The organism is Saccharibacillus sp. O23 (assembly GCF_002205895.1).
GTDB lineage: Bacteria > Bacillota > Bacilli > Paenibacillales > Paenibacillaceae > Saccharibacillus.
In genome coordinates this window covers 158,816-180,557 of sequence record NZ_NJDE01000002.1, presented here as the reverse complement: position 1 = coordinate 180,557, position 21,742 = coordinate 158,816, and the positions used below count along the sequence as shown (strand labels likewise).

Annotated in this window: 17 protein-coding genes; all 17 read right to left on the bottom strand. The window is 57.4% G+C overall.

Annotated features, from left to right (window positions below; genetic code table 11):
• Nucleotides 1-136 precede the first annotated feature (136 nt).
• Nucleotides 137-772 carry a metallophosphoesterase family protein gene (locus tag CDO73_RS02320; RefSeq protein ID WP_306437501.1) on the bottom strand — a complete coding sequence of 212 codons (636 nt, stop codon included), beginning with the start codon at nt 770-772 and terminating at the stop codon, nt 137-139.
• Entirely contained in the window at nt 769-1,584 is an 816-nt protein-coding gene (locus CDO73_RS02315) for a (2Fe-2S)-binding protein (RefSeq protein ID WP_088486880.1), read from the bottom strand. The genes CDO73_RS02320 and CDO73_RS02315 overlap by 4 nt, the downstream gene beginning before the upstream one ends.
• 300 nt (nt 1,585-1,884) lie before the next feature.
• Nucleotides 1,885-2,652: a phosphate ABC transporter ATP-binding protein PstB gene (gene pstB / locus CDO73_RS02310; RefSeq protein WP_088486879.1), complete on the bottom strand. Its 768-nt coding sequence runs from the start codon at nt 2,650-2,652 to the stop codon at nt 1,885-1,887.
• A gap of 13 nt (nt 2,653-2,665) precedes the next feature.
• Nucleotides 2,666-3,562 carry a phosphate ABC transporter permease PstA gene (gene pstA / locus CDO73_RS02305; RefSeq protein WP_088486878.1) on the bottom strand — a complete coding sequence of 299 codons (897 nt, stop codon included), beginning with the start codon at nt 3,560-3,562 and terminating at the stop codon, nt 2,666-2,668.
• Nucleotides 3,559-4,482 carry a phosphate ABC transporter permease subunit PstC gene (gene pstC / locus CDO73_RS02300; protein ID WP_088486877.1) on the bottom strand — a complete coding sequence of 308 codons (924 nt, stop codon included), beginning with the start codon at nt 4,480-4,482 and terminating at the stop codon, nt 3,559-3,561. The genes pstA and pstC overlap by 4 nt, the downstream gene beginning before the upstream one ends.
• Before the next feature lie 84 nt (nt 4,483-4,566).
• Nucleotides 4,567-5,517, bottom strand: a complete 951-nt coding sequence (locus CDO73_RS02295; RefSeq protein ID WP_088486876.1) for a phosphate ABC transporter substrate-binding protein — start codon at nt 5,515-5,517, stop codon at nt 4,567-4,569.
• 385 nt (nt 5,518-5,902) lie between these two features.
• A complete protein-coding gene (locus CDO73_RS02290; RefSeq protein WP_088486875.1) occupies nt 5,903-7,480 on the bottom strand; it encodes a glycoside hydrolase family 43 protein in 1,578 nt (525 codons plus the stop codon).
• Nucleotides 7,481-7,579: 99 nt separating this feature from the next.
• A complete protein-coding gene (locus tag CDO73_RS02285; RefSeq protein ID WP_088486874.1) occupies nt 7,580-8,569 on the bottom strand; it encodes a glycoside hydrolase family 43 protein in 990 nt (329 codons plus the stop codon).
• A gap of 50 nt (nt 8,570-8,619) precedes the next feature.
• The gene (locus tag CDO73_RS02280; protein ID WP_088486873.1) at nt 8,620-9,624 is read right to left on the bottom strand and encodes an endo-1,4-beta-xylanase; all 1,005 of its coding nucleotides are present in this window, start codon (nt 9,622-9,624) and stop codon (nt 8,620-8,622) included.
• Between the two features lie 19 nt (nt 9,625-9,643).
• On the bottom strand, nt 9,644-10,549 hold the full coding sequence (locus CDO73_RS02275) for a carbohydrate ABC transporter permease (RefSeq protein WP_088486872.1): 906 nt from the start codon (nt 10,547-10,549) through the stop codon (nt 9,644-9,646).
• A gap of 58 nt (nt 10,550-10,607) precedes the next feature.
• Nucleotides 10,608-11,525: an ABC transporter permease gene (locus CDO73_RS02270; RefSeq protein WP_256972553.1), complete on the bottom strand. Its 918-nt coding sequence runs from the start codon at nt 11,523-11,525 to the stop codon at nt 10,608-10,610.
• A gap of 131 nt (nt 11,526-11,656) precedes the next feature.
• Nucleotides 11,657-13,309 carry an ABC transporter substrate-binding protein gene (locus tag CDO73_RS02265; RefSeq protein WP_088486870.1) on the bottom strand — a complete coding sequence of 551 codons (1,653 nt, stop codon included), beginning with the start codon at nt 13,307-13,309 and terminating at the stop codon, nt 11,657-11,659.
• Between the two features lie 141 nt (nt 13,310-13,450).
• Nucleotides 13,451-14,986 carry a response regulator transcription factor gene (locus tag CDO73_RS02260; RefSeq protein ID WP_088486869.1) on the bottom strand — a complete coding sequence of 512 codons (1,536 nt, stop codon included), beginning with the start codon at nt 14,984-14,986 and terminating at the stop codon, nt 13,451-13,453.
• A 2-nt stretch (nt 14,987-14,988) separates the two neighbouring features.
• On the bottom strand, nt 14,989-16,800 hold the full coding sequence (locus CDO73_RS02255) for a sensor histidine kinase (RefSeq protein WP_088486868.1): 1,812 nt from the start codon (nt 16,798-16,800) through the stop codon (nt 14,989-14,991).
• Complete coding sequence (locus tag CDO73_RS02250) at nt 16,797-18,338, bottom strand: response regulator transcription factor (RefSeq protein WP_179218487.1); 1,542 nt, start codon at nt 18,336-18,338, stop codon at nt 16,797-16,799. Before CDO73_RS02250 ends, CDO73_RS02255 begins: the two co-directional genes overlap by 4 nt.
• A 114-nt stretch (nt 18,339-18,452) precedes the next feature.
• A complete protein-coding gene (locus tag CDO73_RS02245) occupies nt 18,453-19,820 on the bottom strand; it encodes an AraC family transcriptional regulator (protein WP_088486866.1) in 1,368 nt (455 codons plus the stop codon).
• Between the two features lie 123 nt (nt 19,821-19,943).
• Nucleotides 19,944-21,740 (bottom strand): glycoside hydrolase family 35 protein, encoded by a 1,797-nt coding sequence (locus CDO73_RS02240; protein ID WP_088486865.1) that lies wholly within the window; start codon nt 21,738-21,740, stop codon nt 19,944-19,946.
• Between the last annotated feature and the right edge of the window lie 2 nt (nt 21,741-21,742).

Genomic DNA, 21,742 nt, shown 5'->3' with positions numbered 1-21,742 from the left:
ATTGATAAACATCGATTCAAACTCCCATTATAAAACACTCTCTTTACATGGTCAAAACACTCGCTTTACAAAACGCCAAAAAAGCCTTTCGGAACCGGTAAGTTCCGAAAAGCTTTCGATATCCGACAAGGCCGCTTCAAATCTTGGAATCGAAATAACGGTGTTCGAAAGTCGCAAGAAGCCCGTCAAGCGCGATCACGCCGTACGAATATCTCGCCTGCCTGCGTTTGTCGGTCGGGGAACCGGGATTGAACAGATCGACGCTTCGATCATAGCGGTCTCTGAAGACCGAACGGGACAGTGGTACATGGGAATGGCCGAACACGATCATATCGACATCGTCTTCCTCGAAAGCGGCAAGCGCGTTCGCTTCGGTCCCTTTTCGTCCCAGATGACCGTGCGTCAAACCGATAACGCGGCCTCCGATCTCGATGATCCGGCGATCGCCCCACCGCTTCGCGATCGCGGGGCCGTCGTTATTGCCCGTCACGCCTTCGACCGGTGCGTAAGCCGCCAGCAGATCGTACACTTCCGGCGCCGTCCAGTCGCCGGCATGCAGGATCAGATCGACGCCTTCCGACAATTCTTCGACAAGCGACGGAGGCAGAACCTTCGCCATACGGAACATATGCGTATCGGACACGACGACGATCTTGATCGGCTTCTTCGACATGCCTTCGACGTTCTCGGCAGCGGTCGCTGCGCGTTCGTTCGGGCCGATGCGTACCCGGATCGCGGGGGAAGTCTGAGCGGACTCGCGGACTCGGCTCATTGCGCTTGCCGCTTCGCGCGCAGGGCCGCGCGGTCTTGTTCGTTCAGCTTCGGACAGGTGTAGCAGTACTCGCCTTCCGGCAGCGTGTGATACAGACAGCAGCTCGGGCGAAGCCGAACCTGCTGCGCGGGGTCGGTCGGATGTTCGACATCGCGGAACCGAAGGTCGAAAGGATTTTTCTTGCGGCCGAAGCTTGCCGGTTCCAACGTCTTGAGCAACGCGTAATCGCGTTCGAGCCGCTCGCGATAAGGCGCCAGCATGGCGCCGATCTCCGGATGGGTGCGCCAAGTCTCGGCGAAATAATCCACCCGGCCCGGAAGCTGGGCCCAGATCATCCCGACGGCGAGGCCGGACGCCGCCGCGAAATTCTCGAACAGGCGGCGGCAGGTCTCGCCGTAGAACCCGCGAAACGCGGCGCGCGTCCATTCGTCGCGCGCTTCTTCCGCCTGCGGCGCCGTCCCGGCCGCGCGGCTGCCGATGACGAAATTCAGCGCGTGCCCGTTCTCGGTACGGAACAACTGCGCGCTCAGATTGTCCGCCGAGAAGTCGGGGCTCAGACCGGCGGCGGCCGGGAAATAGAGCGAGGCGACGGCGACGCCGCTGAACCAGCTGCAGAAATAAGTGACCGCCGCCTGCAGGTCCGGCGCTCTCAGGATATCCGCGAATGCGCGCAGGAAGCGTTCGGCGCCTTCCGGCGCGGACAATTCTTGCAGCGTCAGCGTAAGTTCGGCACCGGGTTTCGGCTCGGCCGTCATGTAGAACTGCGGTTGAAGCAGCTCGGGGGCGAATTCGATCTTGGAGGCATCGCTCATCTTCCGTTCATCCTTTCTGCTATCGACCCCGTTATTCTGTCGGATCGGGAATGTTTCTCATGGGTCTATCGTACTTGATCGCAAGACGCAATTCAACGATGGTTAACCGGCGAACAATATCGGCAAGAAGCCGACTTCCGGGCGACGGCTCCGAAACTGCGCAGCAAAAAAAGCCGTTCCCTCAAGATCGACGGGAACGGCCCAACGCTTATCGTATGAATGATTGCGAACCGGTGGCCGGAAAAAGGAATTTCTTGTTTTCGCGGATCGCCGGAAGTGCCGAAACGGGCGGGTCCGAATTCAACCGAAACGGCCCATGATATACTCTTGCGTCATCTGGTTGGACGGATTGGAGAACAGCTTGGTCGTCTCGTCGTGTTCGATCAGATTGCCCAGATAGAAATAGGCGGTCGAATCCGAGACGCGCGCGGCCTGCTGCATGTTGTGCGTCACGATCACGATGCGCAGTTCTTTTTTCAGCTCGATGATCAGCTCTTCGACTTTGCCGGTCGAGACCGGGTCGAGCGCGGACGCCGGCTCGTCGAGCAGCAGAATCTGCGGGCTGACCGACAAGGCGCGCGCGATGCACAGGCGCTGCTGCTGTCCGCCGGAGAGCGCCAAAGCCGACTCTTTCAAACGGTCTTTGACTTCGTCCCACAACGCGGCGCGGCGAAGGCTCTGCTCCACGATCTCGTCGAGCTGCTTTTTGTTTTTGGTTCCGTGGTAACGGGGACCGAACGCGATATTCTCGTAGATCGACTTATAGAACGGATTCGGACGCTGCCAGACCATGCCGATCTTCTGGCGAAGCGTGATGGCGTCCGTATCTTTGTCGTTCAAATCTTCTCCGTCCATCCAGATCTTGCCCACGACTTTCGCGGAAGCGATCTCGTCGTTCATCCGGTTCAAAGAACGCAGGAAAGTCGATTTTCCGCAGCCGGACGGTCCGATCAGAGCGGTGACGCTTTTCTCGGGAAATTCCATGTTGATTTTCTTGACGGCTTCGTTGGTTCCGTAGAACACGCTTAGTTCTTCCGTACCGAAGCGGGGTTGTGTACGGGTCTGCATAACGGAAGTCCTCCTAGTTCACTTGTTTGGAAGCGGTAATCTTACGGTAAACGAAACGGCCGAACCAACGGGCCACGAGATTGAACAGCAGCACCATGATCACGAGCACGGCCGAAGCGCCGGCCGATACGTCTTTGGCGTCCGGAATGCGGCCTTCGCTGTTGACTTTCCAGATATGCACGGCAAGCGTCTCGGCCGAGCGCATCGGGTTGATCGGCGAGCGCGCGTGGAACGGATTCCAGTCGCTGAAGTTCAGCGGAGGCGTGGTCATCCCCGACGTGAAGAGCAGCGCCGCCGCTTCGCCGAATACGCGGCCGGCGGCCAGAATCGTGCCGGTAATCAAGCTCGGCAGCGCGACCGGCAGCAGGATCGAAGTGATGATCTTCCATTTGGACAGTCCCAATGCGAGTCCCGCTTCCTTCTGTTCGCGCGGTACGGCCCGGAACGCTTGCTCCGTGATCCGCACCATCAGCGGCAGGTTGAAGATCGCCAGCGCGATCGCGCCGGACAGCAAGGAGTAACCGAAGCCGAACGTGTTGACGAAGAGCAGGAGGCCGAACAAACCGACGACGATCGACGGGAACGACGAGAGCACTTCGACGACGAGTCGGATAAAGCCCGTCAATTTATTGTCTTTGGCGTATTCGGCCATGTAGATTCCGCCGCCCAATCCGAGCGGTACGGTAATGATCATGGTGAGCACGAGCAGGAACAGCGAGTTGAAGAGCTGCGGTCCGATCCCGCCGCCGGCTTTGAAGTTCTGCGAAGGCGAGGTCAAGAAATGCCAATCGATGTGCGAGATCCCGCGGATCAGGATGAATCCGAGCAGCCCGCCCAGAATGGCGACGATCAGGATAGCAAAGAATATAATGACGCCGGTGGCGAGTTTGTCGGCAGTTCTGGCTTTCACAGCTTATTCCTCCTTTGGAGCAACCGTACGATGATAATGAACACGAAGGTCATGAAGAGCAGCATCAAGGCCATGCTCCAGAGGACGTTGTTCTGAACCGAACCGGTCGAGGTATTCGTCATGTTCAAGGTTATCACGCTGGTCAGCGTGGATGCGGACGTCAGCAGCGAAGTCGGCAGGAACGGCGCGTTGCCGATCACCATTTGCACGGCCAACGCTTCGCCGAACGCGCGCGCGATGCCGAGGATAACGCCGGTCCACAGCGAAGGAGCCAGCGTCGGCAGCACGACGCGGTAGATCGTCTGCCAGCGCGTCGCGCCGAGCGCGTACGAAGCTTCGCGCATGCCGCGAGGCAGCGAAGCCAGCGCGTCCGCCGCGATGCTCGTGATGGTCGGCAGGATCATGACGGACAGCACGAGCGCGCCCGCGCCTACGCCGTAACCGAGCGAATTGCCGCCGGTCAGAGCCGAGATGAAGGGCACCAGCACGGTCAAGCCGATAAAGCCGTAGACGACGGACGGAATGCCCGACAGCAGTTCGATGACCGGTTGAAGAATCCGTTTGCCTTTGCCGGGCACGATCTCCGTCATGAACAGCGCGGCGCAGATGCTGAGCGGGCCGGCGATCAGCGCCGCAAGCATCGAGACGACGAACGATCCGCCGATGAACGGCAGCGCGCCGAACGAAGCCGGCGAGCCGTCCGGACTCCAATGCGTGCCGAACAGGAATTCGATCGGGCTGACGCCGTCTTTGAAGAACGTGCTCAAGCCTTTCGAAGCGACGAAATACACGATCGAGACGATCACGACGATCAGCAGCAGCACGCACAGATTCGTATAGATTTTCCCGATCATGTCTTCGCGGTGATGCTTGGCGAAGCTGCGTTTTTTAGGCTCCGCCACGACCTTAGTATTTTCCATAAGTGGTTACCCTCTCCATTCGTTAATAAACGCGCAAATAGAGGCGGAGACCCCGCCTCTTTTGTTGCCGGTGCAAGAAGTCGATTATTGAATGACTTTGCCTTCCGCGTCGCGTTTTACTTTCATGCTGGATACCGGAATGTAACCCAGTTCGGTTACGTCGGCTTGCTGTACTTCTTCCGACATGAAGTAATCGAGGAAAGCTTTCGTCGCGCCGTCAGGCTCGCCCTTCGTGTACATGTGCTCGTAAGCCCAGATCGGGTATTTGCCGTCTTGCACGTTCGCTTCCGTCGGCTCTACGCCGTCGTAGCTCAGAGCGGTAACCGTGTCGTCCAGGTACGAGAAAGCCAAGTAACCGATCGCGCCTTTCGTGTCGGCCACGATTTGTTTAACCGTACCCGAGGAATCCTGTTCGATCGAACCGGCTACGTTTTCGACTTTTTCGCCCAGAGCGAATTTCTCGAAAGTAGCGCGCGTGCCCGAGCTGCTCGGACGGTTAACGATCGTGATCTTCTGATCCGCGCCGCCTACGTCTTTCCAGTTCGTGATTTTGCCTTTGAAGATGTCGACCAGCTGCTGCTTGGTCAGGTTCGTTACGCCCGTGTCTTTGTTTACGACGCTTGCCATCGCGACAACCGCGACTTGATGGTCAACCAGTTCTTTCGCTTTGTCCGCGTCCAACTTCTCTTCCGCGAATACGTCGGAGTTGCCGATATTTGCCGCGCCTTCGGATACTTGCGTCAGGCCCGTACCGCTGCCTCCGCCTTGTACTTGTACGGTAACGTCTCCGTTATCGCCCATGAACTTTTGACCCACTTGATCGACCAGCGGCTGCAGAGCCGTCGATCCGACTGCCAAGATTTCGCCCGATACTTTCGCGTCTGCAGGCTGTTCCGTAGCTGCCGGCGTCGTCGTTCCCGTCGCAGCCGGTTCCGTGCTGCCCGATGCGGTAGTGCTTCCGTTGTTGCCGCAAGCCGTAAGTGCGAGCATAGCGGAAAGTGTCAAAGCTCCGAATAACGTTTTTTTCGATTTCATGTCTGGTTAGACCCTCCTAGTGGATTCATACGATTGCGGTCGTCTTCTCTCTGTCCGAGTTGTCCGCGCCGCTTTACAGTACTCATTGTAGGATTCGAAAATTAACGCAAAACACTCGTTTTGTAAAACGAATGTAAAATATGAAGCGAGGCAGCAAGAATTCGTTTATCGACACTTCCGCGCGTTCGAAAATAGGCCCAAAACAAAAAAACGCCCGCATCGTCGCGGGCGTTCAGAGTGCCGAGAAAGTTACTTAGGCGGTATAAACGAGCCGATTTTGAAAGAAATTCGCGAGCTTAAGCTTCCGATGCGGCTTTCTGCGAATGCTTACAAATCGCGTATTGAAATCAAGAAAAGGATTCGAATTTGAGCGGAACGAGAAAATCTAGCAGGTAAACGAATAAATGACGGAACGGTAAAAAGCCGGCTGCGCGTCTTCTTCGACGCCGCAGGCATGCAATCCGACGCAGACGCCGGTGAATCCGCCGTTCGTTTCGGGAGAAAGGGCCGACACCGGAGCCGGAAGGCCCGCATCGGTCCAATGCGCTCCGTCTTCGGAATAGGCTGCGCCGTATCCTTTCTCGTCGGCAAAGAGCCTCAAAGAAATTTCGCCTTCTTGAGACAGATCCATGATGACCTTTCGTTCCTTGTGCTCGCCGTTTCGGAATTCGACCAGCAAAACGCGGCGGCCGTCCAGCTTGGCCAGGCCCGCGAAAAAGTATGCCCTCTGATTCAAACGCGCGGCCAAGCCCGCCCGTTCGTCTTCGGCCTGCGGCCGATAGTCGAGGACGGCCGACAATTCCATCCGTTTATGCCGTTGACGCAGGCAGGCGAAGACCGCGGGCGCTTCGTCGTCGAGCGAATACGCGCTGCCGATGACCGTTACGCCTCCCTTATGTTTGTTCCATATATAACGCGAAGCGTCGAAGTCTCTCAGAAAAGACCATTCCGGTCCGAATCCGCTCTCGTAAACCGCAGAACCCCGATCGCTCTCTTTTTTGCTCATGAGATCGTTCGCTATCCGCACCGGCGAACCGGCCGCATCGAAGTCCCCTTCGGTAACGGTGCCTTCGTTGATATCGATCTCGGGCCATCCGTCTTCGGTCCAACGCACGGGAGCAAGAAAGGTTTCCCGCCCGAGCGTCGAATATTCGCCTTCGATCGGACGCATACCGAGAAACACGCTCCACCAACGGCCGTCCAGCCCTTCGATCAGATCGGCATGGCCCAGACACTGGACCGGATGGTCTTTGAGTCCTCTATGGGTGAGAATAGGCTCCGGTTTGTCTTCGAACGGACCGTAAGGGCTGTCGCTTCTCGCGACGAGCTGCCGATGATCGAAGGAAGTCCCTCCCGAAGCGGCCGTCAGATAATAGCGCCCGCGAATCTTGTAGAGATGCGGCCCTTCGAGCCACGGCCCGTCGTCGCCGCGCCAGATGACCTTCGGCTCGCAAAGGATCGTGCCGTCGGACGGATCGATCTCGTATTGGATGATATGCGAATCGTAACCTTCGCCGTTCTGCGACGTCACGTAAGCCCGGCCGTCGTCGTCGAAGAATAAGGACGGGTCGATGTTTCCGTAAGGAAGCCGAATCGGATCGGACCACGGTCCTTCCGCCTGCTCGGCCGTCACGTAGAAATTGCCGATGCCTCTGACGTCCGTCGTGATCATATAGAAGCGGCCCGCATGGTAACGGATCGTCGAAGCGTAAACGCCGCTCGAACTCGCGCGTTCTCTCAGATCGATCTGAGAACGCCGGGTCAAGACATGTCCGATCGGTTCCCAGCGGAACAGATCGCGGCTGCGGAAGATCGGGACGCCGGGGAAATATTCGAACGAACTGGTAATCAGATAATAATATTCTCCGGCGCGGACGACGCTGGGATCGGGATAGAAACCGGAAAGAACGGGATTGGCATACGCGGCTTTACGCGAACCGGAAATAGACGAATGAGCGGTCATAAGAACCTCCTGCTTGCGCGAATGGACTTCGCGATCATGTGTGATGGCGTTCGGTCATCAAAAAAGTCCGCCGCGTACACTGCGGCGGACTTACGAGTCTTAAGCTTCCACTTCGGCATACGGATGAATCGTCCGGATCGTGCCGTCTTCGTTGTAATGCAGCTCCGTGTATTTCACGCAGCGCTTATGGTTGACGCCGCCGGACAGCGAGCTGTCGTGATAGAACAGATACCATTTGCCGTCGAATTCGACGATCGAATGGTGGGTCGTCCATCCGACGACCGGCGTCAAGATCACGCCTTTGAACACGAACGGACCTTGCGGATTCGGACTTACCGCGTAGACTAATTTGTGGGTCGTGCCCGTGGAATACGACAAGTAATACAGGCCGCGGTACTTATGAACCCACGGACCTTCGAAATAACGTCGGTCTTCGTCGCCTGCGAGAATCGGATTGCCTTCTTCGTCGACGATCGAGATCTCTTTCGGTTCTTCGGCGAGCGACAGCATGTCTTCGCTCATTTTCGCGACGCGCGGGCCGATCGCCGGCGCGTCGGCCGCCGGACCTTCCGTCCGATCCGCTTCGTAGCTTCCGCTCTGCCATTTCTCGAGCTGGCCTCCCCACAATCCGCCGAAATACATATACGCTTCGTTATCGTCGTCGACCAGCACGGCAGGATCGATGCTGTAGCTGCCTTCGAGATAATTCGGTTCCGCTTGGAACGGTCCGGCCGGCGAATCCGACGAAGCGACTCCGATCCGGAAGATGCCTTCATGATCGCGCGCCGGGAAAATCAGATAATATTTGCCGTTCTTGTACGCGGCGTCCGGCGCCCACATCTGAACGGAAGCCCACGGCACGTCGCGCACATGCAGCGCTTCGCCGTGATCGACCGCTTCCGCTCCGATTCCGTCCAGCGACAGCACGTGATAATCTTCCATCTTGTATTGGTCGCCGTTATCGTTGCTCGGTTCGTCGTGATCCAGATCGTGCGAAGGATAGATGTACAGTTTGCCCTCGAATACGTGAGCGGAAGGGTCTGCCGTATAAATATGATTGACGATAGGCTCGTTGAATTTGGTAGTCATCGATGCGCTCCTTTACGGGACAAATAGGATAAAGTTCTAACGAGTCCCGATCAGACGCGCGCCTGATCGAGAATGCTCCAGAATGCCGGTTTCGGCTGCAGTTGACGGTCGAACGGCAGCGGCCAGTTGAGGCGGCCGCGCACCGGGAATCCGTCCAGCCAAGTTCCGCTGTCGGCGACGCCCCAGAAAGTCACCGAGTCGATCGCCGAACGATATTCGCGGAACAAGCGGAAGATCGCTTCGTAACGTTCGGTCAACAGATCTTGCATTTCCTGCGTCGGTTCCAGCAGGTCTTTGCGCTGATCGTCGAAGCGGAAAGCGGAAAGATCAAGTTCCGTCACATGCAGCCGGACGCCGAGCGAAGCGTACAATTCGATCGCTTCGCGGATCTCTTCGATCGAAGGGCCGTACAGGTTCCAATGCCCCTGCATGCCGATGCCGTGAACAGGCGCGCCCGCTTCGAGCAGCGAACGGACCAGCCGATGGATCTTGTCGCGTTTGACCGGATCGGTCTCGTTGTAATCGTTGTAGAACAGCTGCGCGCCCGGATCGATCTCGTGGGCGATCCGGAAAGCCTGCTCCAAATAATCTTCGCCGACGGTCGACAGCCATTTCGTTTCGCGCAAGTAAGCGTCGCTCTTGTCTTCGATCGCTTCGTTTACCACGTCCCAAGCGGAGATGCGGCCTTTGTAGCGCGTCATGACTTCCGCCGCATGATCGCGCAGACGCGCCAGCACTTTCTCGCGCGAAGCCGGACTGCCGTCCGCTTCTTCGAATACCCAGTCCGGCGTCTGATTGTGCCAGACCAGCGTATGGCCGCGCAGGGCCATGCCGTGCTTCCCGACGAATTCCGCGATCTCGTCGGCCGCCGCAAAATCGTAACGGCCTTCTTCCGGGTGAATCTCTTCGAATTTCATCTGGTTCTCGGCGGTCAAGCTGTTATAGTGCTTCGCGATAAAATCGCCTTCGCGGCGGATGGTTCGCGTACTGACTGCGGCACCGATCTTAAAAGTGCCTGCGTATGCTCCGTACAAGGACGGCGTTTCGGTATTCATATCGGATGATTGCTCCTTTCTATTCTTTGACGCTGCCCAATTGCAGGCCGTGCACGAAATACTTCTGCATGAACGGATAGACCATGAGGATCGGCACCGAAGCGACGATCGTGATCGCGGCGCGGATCGATACCGGCGTGACCATGTTCTGAGCGGCCGCCGACGGATCGGCTCCGCTGGAGCTGGCGATACTGCTGTTCAAGTTCATCGAGGAAGACAGCAGCTTCATCAACTCGAATTGCAGCGTGCTCAGATTTTGTTTGGAAGAAGCGTACAAGAACGTATCGAACCAAGAGTTCCATTGACCGACGGCCACGAACAGCGCGACGGTCGCCAGTACCGGCTGGCAGAGCGGAAGAATAATCGAGATAAAAGTTCGGAAGTCTCCGGCGCCGTCGATCTTCGCCGATTCGATCAGCCCTTCCGGCAGCGTCTGGATATAAGTCCGAATGACGATCATGTTGAACGCACTGATCAGGCCCGGAACGATATAGACCAAGAAATTGCCGACCAAATGCAGGTCTTTCATCAGGAAGTAGGTCGGAATCAGACCGGCGCTGAAGTACATCGTCAGCACGACCAGAATCGTGATCGGCTTGCGCAGAACGTAATCTTTGCGGCTTAACGTGTACGCCAGCATGGAAGTCAGGAACAAACTGAGCACGGTCGCGATGACCGTCCGGGCTACCGAAATCCAGAAAGCGTTCAGCAGGTGGCCGTTAGCGAATACGGCACGATAGTTCTGATCGGTCCAGACTCGCGGCCACAAGTAAATGCCGCCCCGGATCGTATCGTTGCCGGCGTTCATGGATACGGCGAACGTATTGAGAAACGGATACAGCGTGATTACGGCGATGGCAATCATCAGCAAGCCGTTCAGCGTATGGAATACAATCGGCTCTACCCGTATTTTTTTCGTATTCATCGTTTATTGTCCTCCTTCATGCTTATGTCTTGCCTCCGAATCATAACGAGACAAGTCATCAGATCAGCCGGTCTTCGCCCAGACGTTTGGCGATCGAGTTCGCGGCGAAGATCAAGGTAATGCTGACGAGCGTTTTGAATATGCCGGCCGCGGTCGCGAGCGAGTAATTCCCGATCTGCAAACCGTATTTCAGCACGAAGATGTCGATGGTCTGCGACCAGTCTACGACGACGCCGTTGCCGAGCAGGTATTGGACTTCGAATCCGGCTTCCAGCATCCAACCCATATTCATGATCAGCAGGATGACGACGATCGACTTGATGCCCGGAAGCGTGATGAACATCATTTTGTGATACCGGTTGGCTCCGTCGATCTCGGCCGCTTCGTACTGCGAAGGGTCGATCGAAGTAATGGCAGCCAAGTAGATAATGGCGTTCCACCCGAGTTCTTTCCAGACGTGGGAAGCGCCGACGATGCCCCAGAAATACTTCGGAATGCTGAGCCACATGATCGGTTCGCTGATGAATCCGAGCTTCATCAGGACCACGTTGATGATCCCGCCGTCTACGGACAGCGAAGTGGCGACGATCCCCGTTACGATGATCCACGACAAGAAGTGAGGCAGATAAGAAACGGTTTGAATCGTTCTTTTGAAAAAGCGTCCTTTGATCTCGTTCAACAGCAGCGCGAACAAAATGGCGGTCACGAAGCCGAGAATCATGTTGATCAAACTCATCGCGACCGTATTGCGCAGCACGCGAAGGAACGCGTCATCGGTAAACAAGAAAGCGAAATGTTTGAATCCGACCCATTTCTGTTCCGAAAGGGCTTTGGCCGGACTGTAGTCTTGGAAAGCCATCGTCCAACCCCAGATCGGGTAGTACGAGAAAACCAAAATATAAACGACGATCGGAAGCGACATGAACATGAGCTGCTTCTGACCACGCAGTTTCTTCATGAACGAAGACTTAGGCATATCCGCCGAAGCGGACTTGCGCGAAATGGCTTTAGCCATGGTGCTCTCCCCCTAACCGGCCTCTCGGCCTATATCGGCTATTTAAGATCGGGGAAAACGCCCAGCGCTCTCCCCGATCCGTTACGCCTTTTTTACTTTTCGACAGCCCAGTTCTTGATGCGCCATTGAATCTGTTCGTTGATGCGGTCTTCGTACGCTTTGACGTTGATCTTGCCGAACGCGTCGACGTAATCGTTCCATACCGAGTCGAACTTGCCGTCCGGAGCCATAACGGCCTGCGGCAGGAATTTGAGCGAAGTATCGGTCATTTGTTTGTTGGCTACCGAAGCATCGGAGCCTTCGACCAAGTCGATCTGCCAAGCCGGATAATACACGGCGTTCTCCGGAGCCGGCGAGAAGAAGTCGGCCCATGTTTTGAAGCCGTAAGTATCGAGCAGTTTCTTGTCTTCGTCTTTCAAGCTGGCGTAGAACTCTTCCGGCTGCTCGCCGGCGCTCGTCGCGTTGCCGTCCGTGAACGTGCCTTGCGTCTTAGGAGCGGCTCCGTAGAATCCGTCCGCGCGGTTCGCCAGTTTCCAAGTCGGGTCTTCTTGCTGCTTGCGCTGTTCCGGCGTGCGGGAGAACCGTCCTTTGTCGTCGACGACGTAATCCACGCCTTCTTCGCCCCAGCTGAGCAGTTTTTGATACTTTTCGTCCATCAAAGAATCGAGGAACTTGATGATCTTGACCGGGTCTTTGGCGTTTTTGCTGATACCGAAGCCGTTGTTCAAGTTGATGACCGGACGATCCAGATAGTGGTCTTTGATCGACGAATCGTAAGTGAGCGGGAAGCCGACATACGTGCGGTCGATCTTGCCTTGAGAGATCAGCGTATCTTCGGCCGGTTGGAAGTTCCATTTTTGGTCGAACATGCCGAGCACGCGGCCCGAGGAAAGTTTCGCCAGATATTGGTCGTAGTTCTGCACGAAAGCTTCTTTATCGAACAATCCTTCATTGTACAGGCCGTTCAATTCTTTGTAGTAACGTTTCGAGATGTCTTTGTCCGCGAATACGGTCGCTACGTCGTTGTCCACGACGACGCCGCCGTCGTTCGGGTGGCCCGTCAAATGTTCCGGCGGGTTAAGCAGCGGGAACGTCCGCCAGTCGGAAGCCAGCGTCGAGAATCCGATCGTAGGTTGTCCGTCGATCGTCGGGTTCTTGGCCGCGTAATCGCGAATCAGTTTCGTAAAGTCTTCCAACGTTTTCGGCGTCGGGTAACCCGCGTCTTCCAGTACCGCTTTCTGGATCCAGAACGCCGGTCCGTTATAGTTGTTGTTGTGGAATTCGCCGGAGTAAGCGCCGTAGTTCGGCAGCCAGTAGATATGACCGTCGCTGGAGTCTTTCATTTGGTTCCAGTATTTCTCGTAGTGTTTCTTAAGGTTCGGCGCGTTCTTCTCGATCAAGTCTTCGAGCGGAATCACGGCGCCCGCCGCGACCAATTTCGTATCGGCCGTGATCAGATCCGGGTAATCGCCGCCCGCGATCATAACGCCCAGTTTCTGCTGCAAATCGCCGACCAAGAATTCCATGTTCAGCTTGACGCCGAGTTCGTCTTCGATCTTTTTGTAAATGCGGTTATCGTCCGTCGGCGCTTGGTTCGGCGTACTGATAAACGCGGAAATCGTCATCTTGCCGGAATCGCTTTCAGAAGTTTTCGCGTCGCCGCCTCCGCATGCCGACAGCGTCAGGGCCGTTACCATAAGCAGCGAAACTCCGCCCCACATTTTTTTCATTTTGTATCCCCCCATAGGTAGGTTGACCTCCTCGAAAATGTGATCCTGTTTGCTCTTTTATTATGTACTAATGAATACGCTTACATCATAACTGGATTTAAGCTTCTCCCCCCCTGAATTTAACTTCCTTACCGGTACGAGACAAAAAAAGAACGCTTAGCCGAAGGCTCGCGCTCTGTATTCCGCCGGTTTGGTACCCGTTTTCTTCTCGAATTGCTTCAGAAAGTGCTGATAAGCTTTATATCCGAGCCGTTCCGCGATGACGCCGGAAGGAAGATCGCTGCCCTGCAGCAGCTGGCACGCTTCTTCGATGCGAAGATCGTGCACGAACTCCGCGATGCCCATGCCGTAACGTCGGGTGAACGATTGTCCCAAATAAACCGGATGCACGTAAAACATTTCGGCAAGCTCGCGGATCGTAAACGTCTGCGTATAATGATTGCGAAGGAAATCCGCTACCTGCGCCTGAATGCCTCCGCTATTGCGCTCTCGCAGCCTTGACGCTTCCGTGCGGAAAGCCAAACAAAATCCTTCAAGCAGCCGCTGCGTCGCGCCCAGATCGCGGCGATTCGCCACGCTGCCGAAGAACGGCGAACGGCGCAGCGTTTCTTCCGCGTCTCCGCCCAGCTCTTCGCACATCGAAGCGCATCGTACCGCGACGCGGGTCGCGAACGTCTCGACCAGTTCCGGCAGAGTCAACCGGGCTTCGAACCGTTCGAACGCTTCCTGGATCGCCGCCCGGATCTCGTCTTCGCCGCCCGATTCCGTCAGCGCGGCGATCCGGTCGGCAAGCCCCAGTACCGAAGGGTCGCAGGACAGCTCTCGATCTTTCACGTCGGCGAACACTACCAATTCCTCTTCGCTGAAAAACAAAAACTTGGCCGCTTCTTCGGCGCTTTCCAGCGAGGCTTTGAGTTCTTCCGGATTCGCTACGCTGCGTCCGGCAGCCATTCGGATACGGCCGCGCGATTCCGGAGGGAGCGCCTTCAACAATCGTTCCGCAAACGTCCGCGCCGCTTCTTCCGCGCTGCCTGTGTCCGATCCGATCGCCGCGCCGAGCGAAAAATTGCCCGCTTCGACCATTCGGCAGCCGCTTTGTTCTTCGAGCGAACGCACGGCGTTTCTGACAGACGGAAGAAACGGAGCTTCCGTTTTGATGCGGACATAAATCCAACTCCGGGCCGAAGCGGATAAGCGCCCGAGTTCCGGAAGCGCGTCCTGACGCTGCTCTTCGCTGCCGAACAGCAGAAAAGCCAGCGCTCGGCGCTCTCTCTGCGCTTCGCGTTCGCGGGCGATCTGCGCCTGCTTCGACTTCTCTTCGAGCCGTTCGCTCAAGCTCCGCAGCATCTCTTCGGCCTCGTCGTCGGCGACCGGTTTGGTCAAATAATTGGATACGCCCAGACGCATGGCCCGGAGCGCGTAATCGAAATCGTCGTACCCGCTCATGATCACGAACATCGGGGCGCGCTCCGCCTTTTCGCGAGTCTCTTCGATCAACCGAAGGCCGTCCATCACCGGCATGCGGATATCGGTCACGACAAGATCCGGCGGATCGCTAAGAATATGACGAATGGCTTCTTCTCCGTTCTCGCAAGTGCCTGTGATGCGGAATCCGTATTTCTCCCAGTTGACCAGCAGTTTCAAGCCTTCGATCGCCAACGGTTCGTCGTCGACCAACAGTACGTCGTACATCTTCAGGCCTCCTTTTCCCACGGATACGGGATATGCTCTCCTTGCGTCAGCCAGACGGCCGGGATCAGGAATCCCGCTTCCGTTCCTTCTCCTTCGCGGCTTCGGATCAGCAGCCTCACGTCGCCCCGATAGAACAATTCCAATCGCCGGTGCACGTTGCGAAGTCCCACGCTTCGCCCGTCCGGCGGATGGTCCAAACGCATGCGTTCGTTGGCTTCGCGAAGCCGGATCTCGTTCATGCCGACTCCGTTGTCCCGTACGAGCAGCTGCAAGCCTTCGCCGCCGACATGCGCCGAGATGACGATCTTCCGTCCTTCTTTGCGCCCTTGCAGCCCGTGTTTGCAAGCGTTCTCGACAAGCGGTTGAAGGCTCATGCGGGGAATGCGGAATTCCGTCGCCCGCGGTCCGATGTCGAACGCGTAATCGAACCGGTCGCCGAAGCGGAATTTCTCGATCTCGAGATACATGCGGATAAACTGCAATTCTTCTTCCAGCGGAACCATGTCGTCCGGCCTGCTGAGCAGCTGCCGCATCAAGAGCGACAGGTTCTTCACGATTTCCGTTATCTCGCGGTAGCCGTTCTTCGTGCAGACGACCAGAACGGCGTTCAGCGTGTTGAACAGAAAATGCGGGTTGACCTGGCTTTGAAGCATCGCCAGCTCGGTTCGTACGCGATCCAACTCCAGATTTTTCTGCCGAATCTCCAACTTATAGACGTCGTTGATGAGCGAACGGATTCGTCCCGTCATCAGATTGAACGTCCGAATCAGGCCGCCGATCTCGTCTTTGCCTTCCGGAATGTCGATCAGCTCGAAGCGTTCGCTGCGCACCCGTTCCATATGCCGGGACAGCTTGGCGATGCGGGCATGGTAAGAGCGGAAAATAAAGAAGATCAGCAGAGAAGGCAAGATCGTGCTGACGATGCCCAACGCCAGAATCGAACGCAAAGATTCGCCCATCAGACCGTCGATATACCGCGTATCCGCGATGCCGACGAGTTTCCAGCCTTTGACGTAATTCTGAGCGCCGAGCGAACGCTCCAGCGCGAAGCCCGACTTCTTCTGCTCGGAGGTCAACGCAGGATTGCCGTAGAACGATCCTTCGCCGTCGCGTCCTCCGATTCCGTCCGCCACGACCCGGTTCCGTTCGTCCACCAGCCTGAATTTGACGCTTCCTTTTTCCCGGTTCAGAATCGAAGAAACTCTGCCCAGGTCGAGATCGACGCGCGAATATTTGGCGTACGTCGAATACGACGGGTAGACGTTCATCTTGCCGACGATGCTGATTCGACGGCCCTGCTTATATTCTCCGTCCACGTAAGCGGCCAAAGCGATCGAAGAATCCGATTTCTCCAACGCGTGCACCCAGCTCGGCTCTTTGCCTCCCGACTGGAGCACCCGATAATTCGACCCGTTCTGGATGCTCTCGTTCTCGGTATAGACGCGCACGTCCAAAATATTGGCGGACATGTAGCGTGTCAATTTGTCCCGCAGAAATTCGTCGTACACCACATAGTAATCGGCCGGCGACTCGTAAGTCCGATCAATCGCCTCGTAAAGCGAGTCGTCAGCCGCTATCGATCGGCTGAGCGCGACGCTCTCGTCGATCATGCCCATCAACTCGCCGTTCGCCCGTTCGACGGAGCGGCGCAGATTCTCCTGTTCGCGGATCTGAATGTCTGCCGAGGTTCGATAATAGAAAAACAAATTGATCGACATGATCGGCAGCAGGACGCACAGCAGATAGATCAGCAGAAACTTCCGTTTGAGCGGCACATCGTCCAGCCAGGGCCGAGAGAAGCGCTTTTCTTTCATGATTCTCTCACCCATTCTTTGGCCCGGTACTGCGAAGGAAGCTCGCCGGTCGCCGCTTTGAACTTGGACGTAAAATATTCGGTGTCGTGGTAACCGAGCATGCAGCCGATCTCGGCCACTTTCATATCCGTGCGGCGCAGCAGCTTTTGCGCTTCCTGCGCACGCATCAGATGCACGTAGTCGTTGAATCCGTGACCGGTCTCGCGTTTGAACTGCTGACCGAAATATACCGGATTCAGATGGAATTTGTCGGCCAATTCGCGCAGCTGCAGTTTATCTTTGTAATGGCGACGAACGTATTCGACGGCTTCGTGCAGCGGCGAACTGCTTGCTTCGGCCGCCAGGCGCGCGCTTCGGACAAGTTCCGCTTCCTCGCGGCAGCGCCGCACCAATTCGGCTTCCGTTCCGGGAACACGGAACGGCTCGTCCGACGCGGCAGACGCTTGGAGCGCTTTGCCGTTTTCGTTTGCCGATTCGGCCCGGCGGCGCATCATTTCGCCCGCTACGTGACGAACGATTCCTTCGATCCAGCCCGCCGGCGCGGATAAACGTTCGAACAGCCGGAACAGGTCCGATGCCGCGCGGGACGCTTCTTCCGGTTCGCCGGCTTCTACGCGCGCCAAGACTTTCTGCGCCGAAGATAACGATTCGGCGAATCCGACGCGGCCGAACTGTTCGAAATCGGCATGCCGATACCAGCCGGAACGCCCGAACGGAAGAACCCGTTCGCGAACGGCCAGCGCTTGTCCGTACAGCTTCGGCAGCGCTTCGTATCCTTGCTCTCCCGCGCTGGCATACAGGCAAAGCCACGGAAACGTCTCGCGCAGCGATTCCAAACGCCGCTCGAGAAGTCTAGGTTCGCACGCGGCGAGCAGACCCGCTCTGCCGGCGCCTTCTTCGAACGTCCAGCACGGCGTTCCCGACGCGCGCAGCTCGCCGGACGCGAGGCGCAGAGCGGCGCGCGCGGATTCGCGGCCGCGCTCGTCGGATTCCGGCAGTCCGCAGGCTTCGGCCAACAGCACGCAGAATCCCGCGCGGGCGGAAGATCCGAGGATTGCCGAAGCCTGCGTCTGCGAACAGCCGCCTTGAAGCAGCCGAAGCACCGACGCTTCCGCTTCCGCGGCGCGAAGAACCTCGTCGGACTGACGCTCGCGGCGTCCTTGATCGAGCAGGGCGAAGAGATCTTCGAGCACGCCGTGAATCTCTTCGGTCACGATCGGCTTGAGCACGTAACGGTCGACGCCGAAACGCATCGCCTGCTGGGCATAACCGAATTCGGCGTATCCGCTGACGATCACGCTTCGAACATGGCATTCCGGGCGGCTTCGGATCGCCTGAATCAATTCCAGACCGTCCAGACCGGGCATGCGAATATCCGTCACGATCAGATCCGGATTGACCGCGCGAAACATCTCCAACGCTTCTTCGCCGTCGGAAGCCGCTCCGCACAATTCGTATCCGCAGCCGGCCCAGTCGATCATCGTTCTCCAACCTTCCAGCATCATCGGCTCGTCATCCGCGACGATCACTTTATACATGCTTGTCCCTCCCATGCTGCGCTTTGGTTCCAGTATGTCACTGGCGCACGAGGCAGACAATGTACGCATCTACGTTTTCTTGGATAATTCTACGACAATTTGTAAGCGTATTCTTTATTGCTCGTTTCGGCTTGCCCGATAGGCGGCAGGACTGACGCCGACCGCCGCTTTGAAGCATCGGCTGAAATAAGCCTGATCCGCATACCCGACCTGCCGGGCGATCTGATGAACTTTCAGCACCGTTTCTTTCAATAAACGGCAGGCCCGGTCTATGCGAATTCGCGTCAAGTGCCACGTGAACGGATGGCCCGTCTCCGACGTGAACAACGCGCTCAGATAATTCGGCGTCAATTCCAACTTCTCGGCCAACCGCCCGAGCGTCAGCCCGGGATCTTCGTATTCGGACTCCAGAGCAAGCAGCGCCAACCGCACGGTCCGATTCATGAAATCGAAATTGGGCTGCGGATCGTAAGATTCGTTCAGCCCCAATCCGTTCAAGCTCTGCCGGTACAATCCTTTCAATTCGCCGGGCGACGAAGCGATCCCGCCGAGGCCGAGCCGAACCGTCCGGTTCAACCGCCGTTCCAGCATTCGGCGGCAGTCCGAAGCGTATTCTTCTAACGGCGGCACGCTGTAACCGTTCGCGAACAGCACCGCCGTCAGATGCTCTTCCCCCGCCGCTACCGCAGAGACGCCGTACTCCGACAGCGCGTCGTCCAGCAGCGTTTTCGCCAAGAAACGATCGGGCTTCCCCCAGAACTCGCGATCCGGTACGCGGACGGAGAACAATCCCACCCAATGAAAAGGCGGGAATAACGAGCGGTCGCTGAGGCGTTCTCCGGCGTTCGGATCGCCGAGAAAATCTTCGATCTTCTTCTCCAACGCATAACGCTCGCGCAGCAGCCGGGCGGCTTCGGGTTGGCGGCTGTTCGCGGCTTTCGCTTCTTCTTCCGATCCGGCCATGCCGAACGAATACTCGCATAATTCCAGCAGAACCCGCAGCAGCGAAGCGCGAACCGCCAGTGTCTCCGATACGCCGTCGGATTCGCCGCCGCAGAGCCGGGTCAGCCGTTCCAATTCCGGCTTCAGTTTCAGCGTCAGCTCGTGATCGGCCGCGAACAATACGCTGCCCAGCGCCGCGATCCGCCCGTACATGACATCGTCGTCGATATCGAAATGCATGCAGAAATAAGTCATCGAAGGCGATCTGCCGATCCGGCTCTCGTGGCTGCATCCCGGTTCGAGCAGCAGAAGCCCGCCCGTCTGCTGAACGTGCTGCCGGCCTTCGACGGTCATGATCTGCTGTCCTTCCATCACGTAATTCAATTCGAACAGCGCGTGATCGTGTCTCGGGTACGACCATCCCGTCGTGACTTGGCGCCAATGGGTCCCGCACATCTGAAAAGAAAAACGCAGATCCGGCAGCGCATTCTGGCCGATATTGAATTCCCGGCCGCCTCCGGCTTCCGAAGTCCATGACATAAGACTGCCTCCTCTTGTTTTCTTGGATGTAAGATCGACCGTCAGACGGGAACAGGCCCGCCTCTGAACGAAGGCGGGCCTGTTCCTGCCGTGCAATGCGGCCGATCGAAGCCGCTTCTTCCTTCAGCCCAGATCCGCGCGATCCGTCAGTTCCACGAAAGGTACGGCGGAGCCGCTTTCGCCGGCTGCCGAGAAGCCGTGCAGTTCGAACACGACGATCTCGTTCTCGCCGCGGCGCAGCAGCGGCGCCGGCACGTACAACGTCTTGGTCGGGCCGGCCTGCCAGTAGCGGCCGAGCGCGAAGCCGTTGATCCAGACGGCGCCTTTGCCCCAGCCGTCCGTGCGGATAAACGTATCCGCCGGCTCCTGCGTATCGAAGGTTCCGCGGTAGAAGGCCGGACGCGAACCGGTCTTCTCGTCGCCGGACCCGGAGACGGCGTTCGCTTCGGCGAATTCGATCGCCGAGAGGTCGTCGAGCGGAAGCGGGCGGATCTCCCAGCCGTGCAGGAATTGGTTGCCGACGCGCACGCCTTCGGTAATTCCTTTGCGGTCGCGCATCAGCGGGCCGTAGTTGATGCGGCCCATATTCTCGACGAGAATATCGAGCGCGATGCCTTCCTCCGGTATATTCAATTCGATGCCGTGCTGCTCTTCCCAGCGGTTCACGAGGCCGATCTGCTCGCCGTCGGCGAACACGATCGCGCGGTCGTGCGCGTCCTGCAAGATCAGCTTGCCGCCGTGATGTTCGGCGCCGACGCGAGTCGAATAGAGAATGAAGCCGTATTCCTGACCCACGCGTTCCATCGGTTCCGGGGTGGCGGAGCGGATCGCTCCGCCGGACAGCGCTTCCGCTTGGCCGAACAGTTCCGCGTGTTGGTTCAGCGTCACCCGTCCGTAAGCCGCTGTCGGATTGGCTTCCGGCGGCTCCGGCAGCGTCAGTTTCAAGCGTTTCGCCAGCAGCTCGCGCACCGCGTCGTAAGCTTCGGTCGTCTCCCCGTTCTCGGTCAGCAAAGCGCTATAGTCGTAGCTGGTAATCGTCGGTTCGTAGAAATTGACATGGTTGGCGCCGTTCATGAAGCCGAAATTCGTGCCGCCGTGGAACATGTAGAAGTTGAACGACGCTTCCAGATCGAGCATCTGCTCAAGTTCCGCGACGATTTCGGAAGCGGGCCGCGTATGGTGAGGACCGAGCCAACGGTCGAACCAACCGTCCCAGAATTCCATGACCATGAGCGGGCCTTCCGGTTGATGCTTGCGCAGCGTCTCGAACGCTTTCCGCGTACCCGAACCGAAATTGACGGTCGCCAGCACGCCTTCGAGCGTGCCCCCGCGCAGCATGAAGTCTTCCGGACCGTCCGAAGTGAACAGCAGCACGTCCATTCCCCGCCGGATCATCCCGTCTTTCATATGTCGAAGATACGCTTTATCCGAACCGTAACTGCCGTATTCGTTCTCGATCTGCATCGCGATGATCGGCCCGCCGTTCGTGCACAGCAGCGGCTTGAGCCGCGGCAGCAGCTCGTCGAAATACGCATCCACCTTTTCCAAAAAAGCGTCGTCGGCGCAGCGAAGCCGGATATCCCCGTTCTTGAGCAGCCAGCCCGGCAGTCCGCCGAATTCCCACTCCGCGCAAATATAAGGACTCGGGCGCACGATGACATGCAGGCCGAGCGAACCGGCCAGACGCACGAAAGCTTCCAGATCGGCGATTCCGTCGAACACGAATCGTCCTTCTTTCGGCTCGTGCACGTTCCATGCGACATACGTTTCGACCGCGTTCATCCCGCAGGCGATCAGATGGCGCAGCCGATGCTCCCAATATTCCGGAACCACCCGGAAATAATGAATCGCTCCCGAACGCAGTTGAATCGGTTCGTTTTCGTAATAAAAGCGGTTTCCTTTTGCTTCGAACGTGGACATAA

Excerpts from the sequence above, each read along its gene's own strand:
- CDO73_RS02320 (WP_306437501.1), bottom strand. The coding sequence starts at position 772 with ATGAGCCGAGTCCGCGAGTCCGCTCAGACTTCCCCCGCGATCCGGGTA.
- CDO73_RS02315 (WP_088486880.1), bottom strand. The coding sequence starts at position 1,584 with ATGAGCGATGCCTCCAAGATCGAATTCGCCCCCGAGCTGCTTCAACCG.
- pstB (WP_088486879.1), bottom strand. The coding sequence starts at position 2,652 with ATGCAGACCCGTACACAACCCCGCTTCGGTACGGAAGAACTAAGCGTG.
- pstC (WP_088486877.1), bottom strand. The coding sequence starts at position 4,482 with ATGGAAAATACTAAGGTCGTGGCGGAGCCTAAAAAACGCAGCTTCGCC.
- CDO73_RS02295 (WP_088486876.1), bottom strand. The coding sequence starts at position 5,517 with ATGAAATCGAAAAAAACGTTATTCGGAGCTTTGACACTTTCCGCTATG.
- CDO73_RS02290 (WP_088486875.1), bottom strand. The coding sequence starts at position 7,480 with ATGACCGCTCATTCGTCTATTTCCGGTTCGCGTAAAGCCGCGTATGCC.
- CDO73_RS02285 (WP_088486874.1), bottom strand. The coding sequence starts at position 8,569 with ATGACTACCAAATTCAACGAGCCTATCGTCAATCATATTTATACGGCA.
- CDO73_RS02280 (WP_088486873.1), bottom strand. The coding sequence starts at position 9,624 with ATGAATACCGAAACGCCGTCCTTGTACGGAGCATACGCAGGCACTTTT.
- CDO73_RS02275 (WP_088486872.1), bottom strand. The coding sequence starts at position 10,549 with ATGAATACGAAAAAAATACGGGTAGAGCCGATTGTATTCCATACGCTG.
- CDO73_RS02270 (WP_256972553.1), bottom strand. The coding sequence starts at position 11,525 with ATGCCTAAGTCTTCGTTCATGAAGAAACTGCGTGGTCAGAAGCAGCTC.
- CDO73_RS02265 (WP_088486870.1), bottom strand. The coding sequence starts at position 13,309 with ATGGGGGGATACAAAATGAAAAAAATGTGGGGCGGAGTTTCGCTGCTT.
- CDO73_RS02260 (WP_088486869.1), bottom strand. The coding sequence starts at position 14,986 with ATGTACGACGTACTGTTGGTCGACGACGAACCGTTGGCGATCGAAGGC.
- CDO73_RS02255 (WP_088486868.1), bottom strand. The coding sequence starts at position 16,800 with ATGAAAGAAAAGCGCTTCTCTCGGCCCTGGCTGGACGATGTGCCGCTC.
- CDO73_RS02250 (WP_179218487.1), bottom strand. The coding sequence starts at position 18,338 with ATGTATAAAGTGATCGTCGCGGATGACGAGCCGATGATGCTGGAAGGT.
- CDO73_RS02245 (WP_088486866.1), bottom strand. The coding sequence starts at position 19,820 with ATGTCATGGACTTCGGAAGCCGGAGGCGGCCGGGAATTCAATATCGGC.
- CDO73_RS02240 (WP_088486865.1), bottom strand. The coding sequence starts at position 21,740 with ATGTCCACGTTCGAAGCAAAAGGAAACCGCTTTTATTACGAAAACGAA.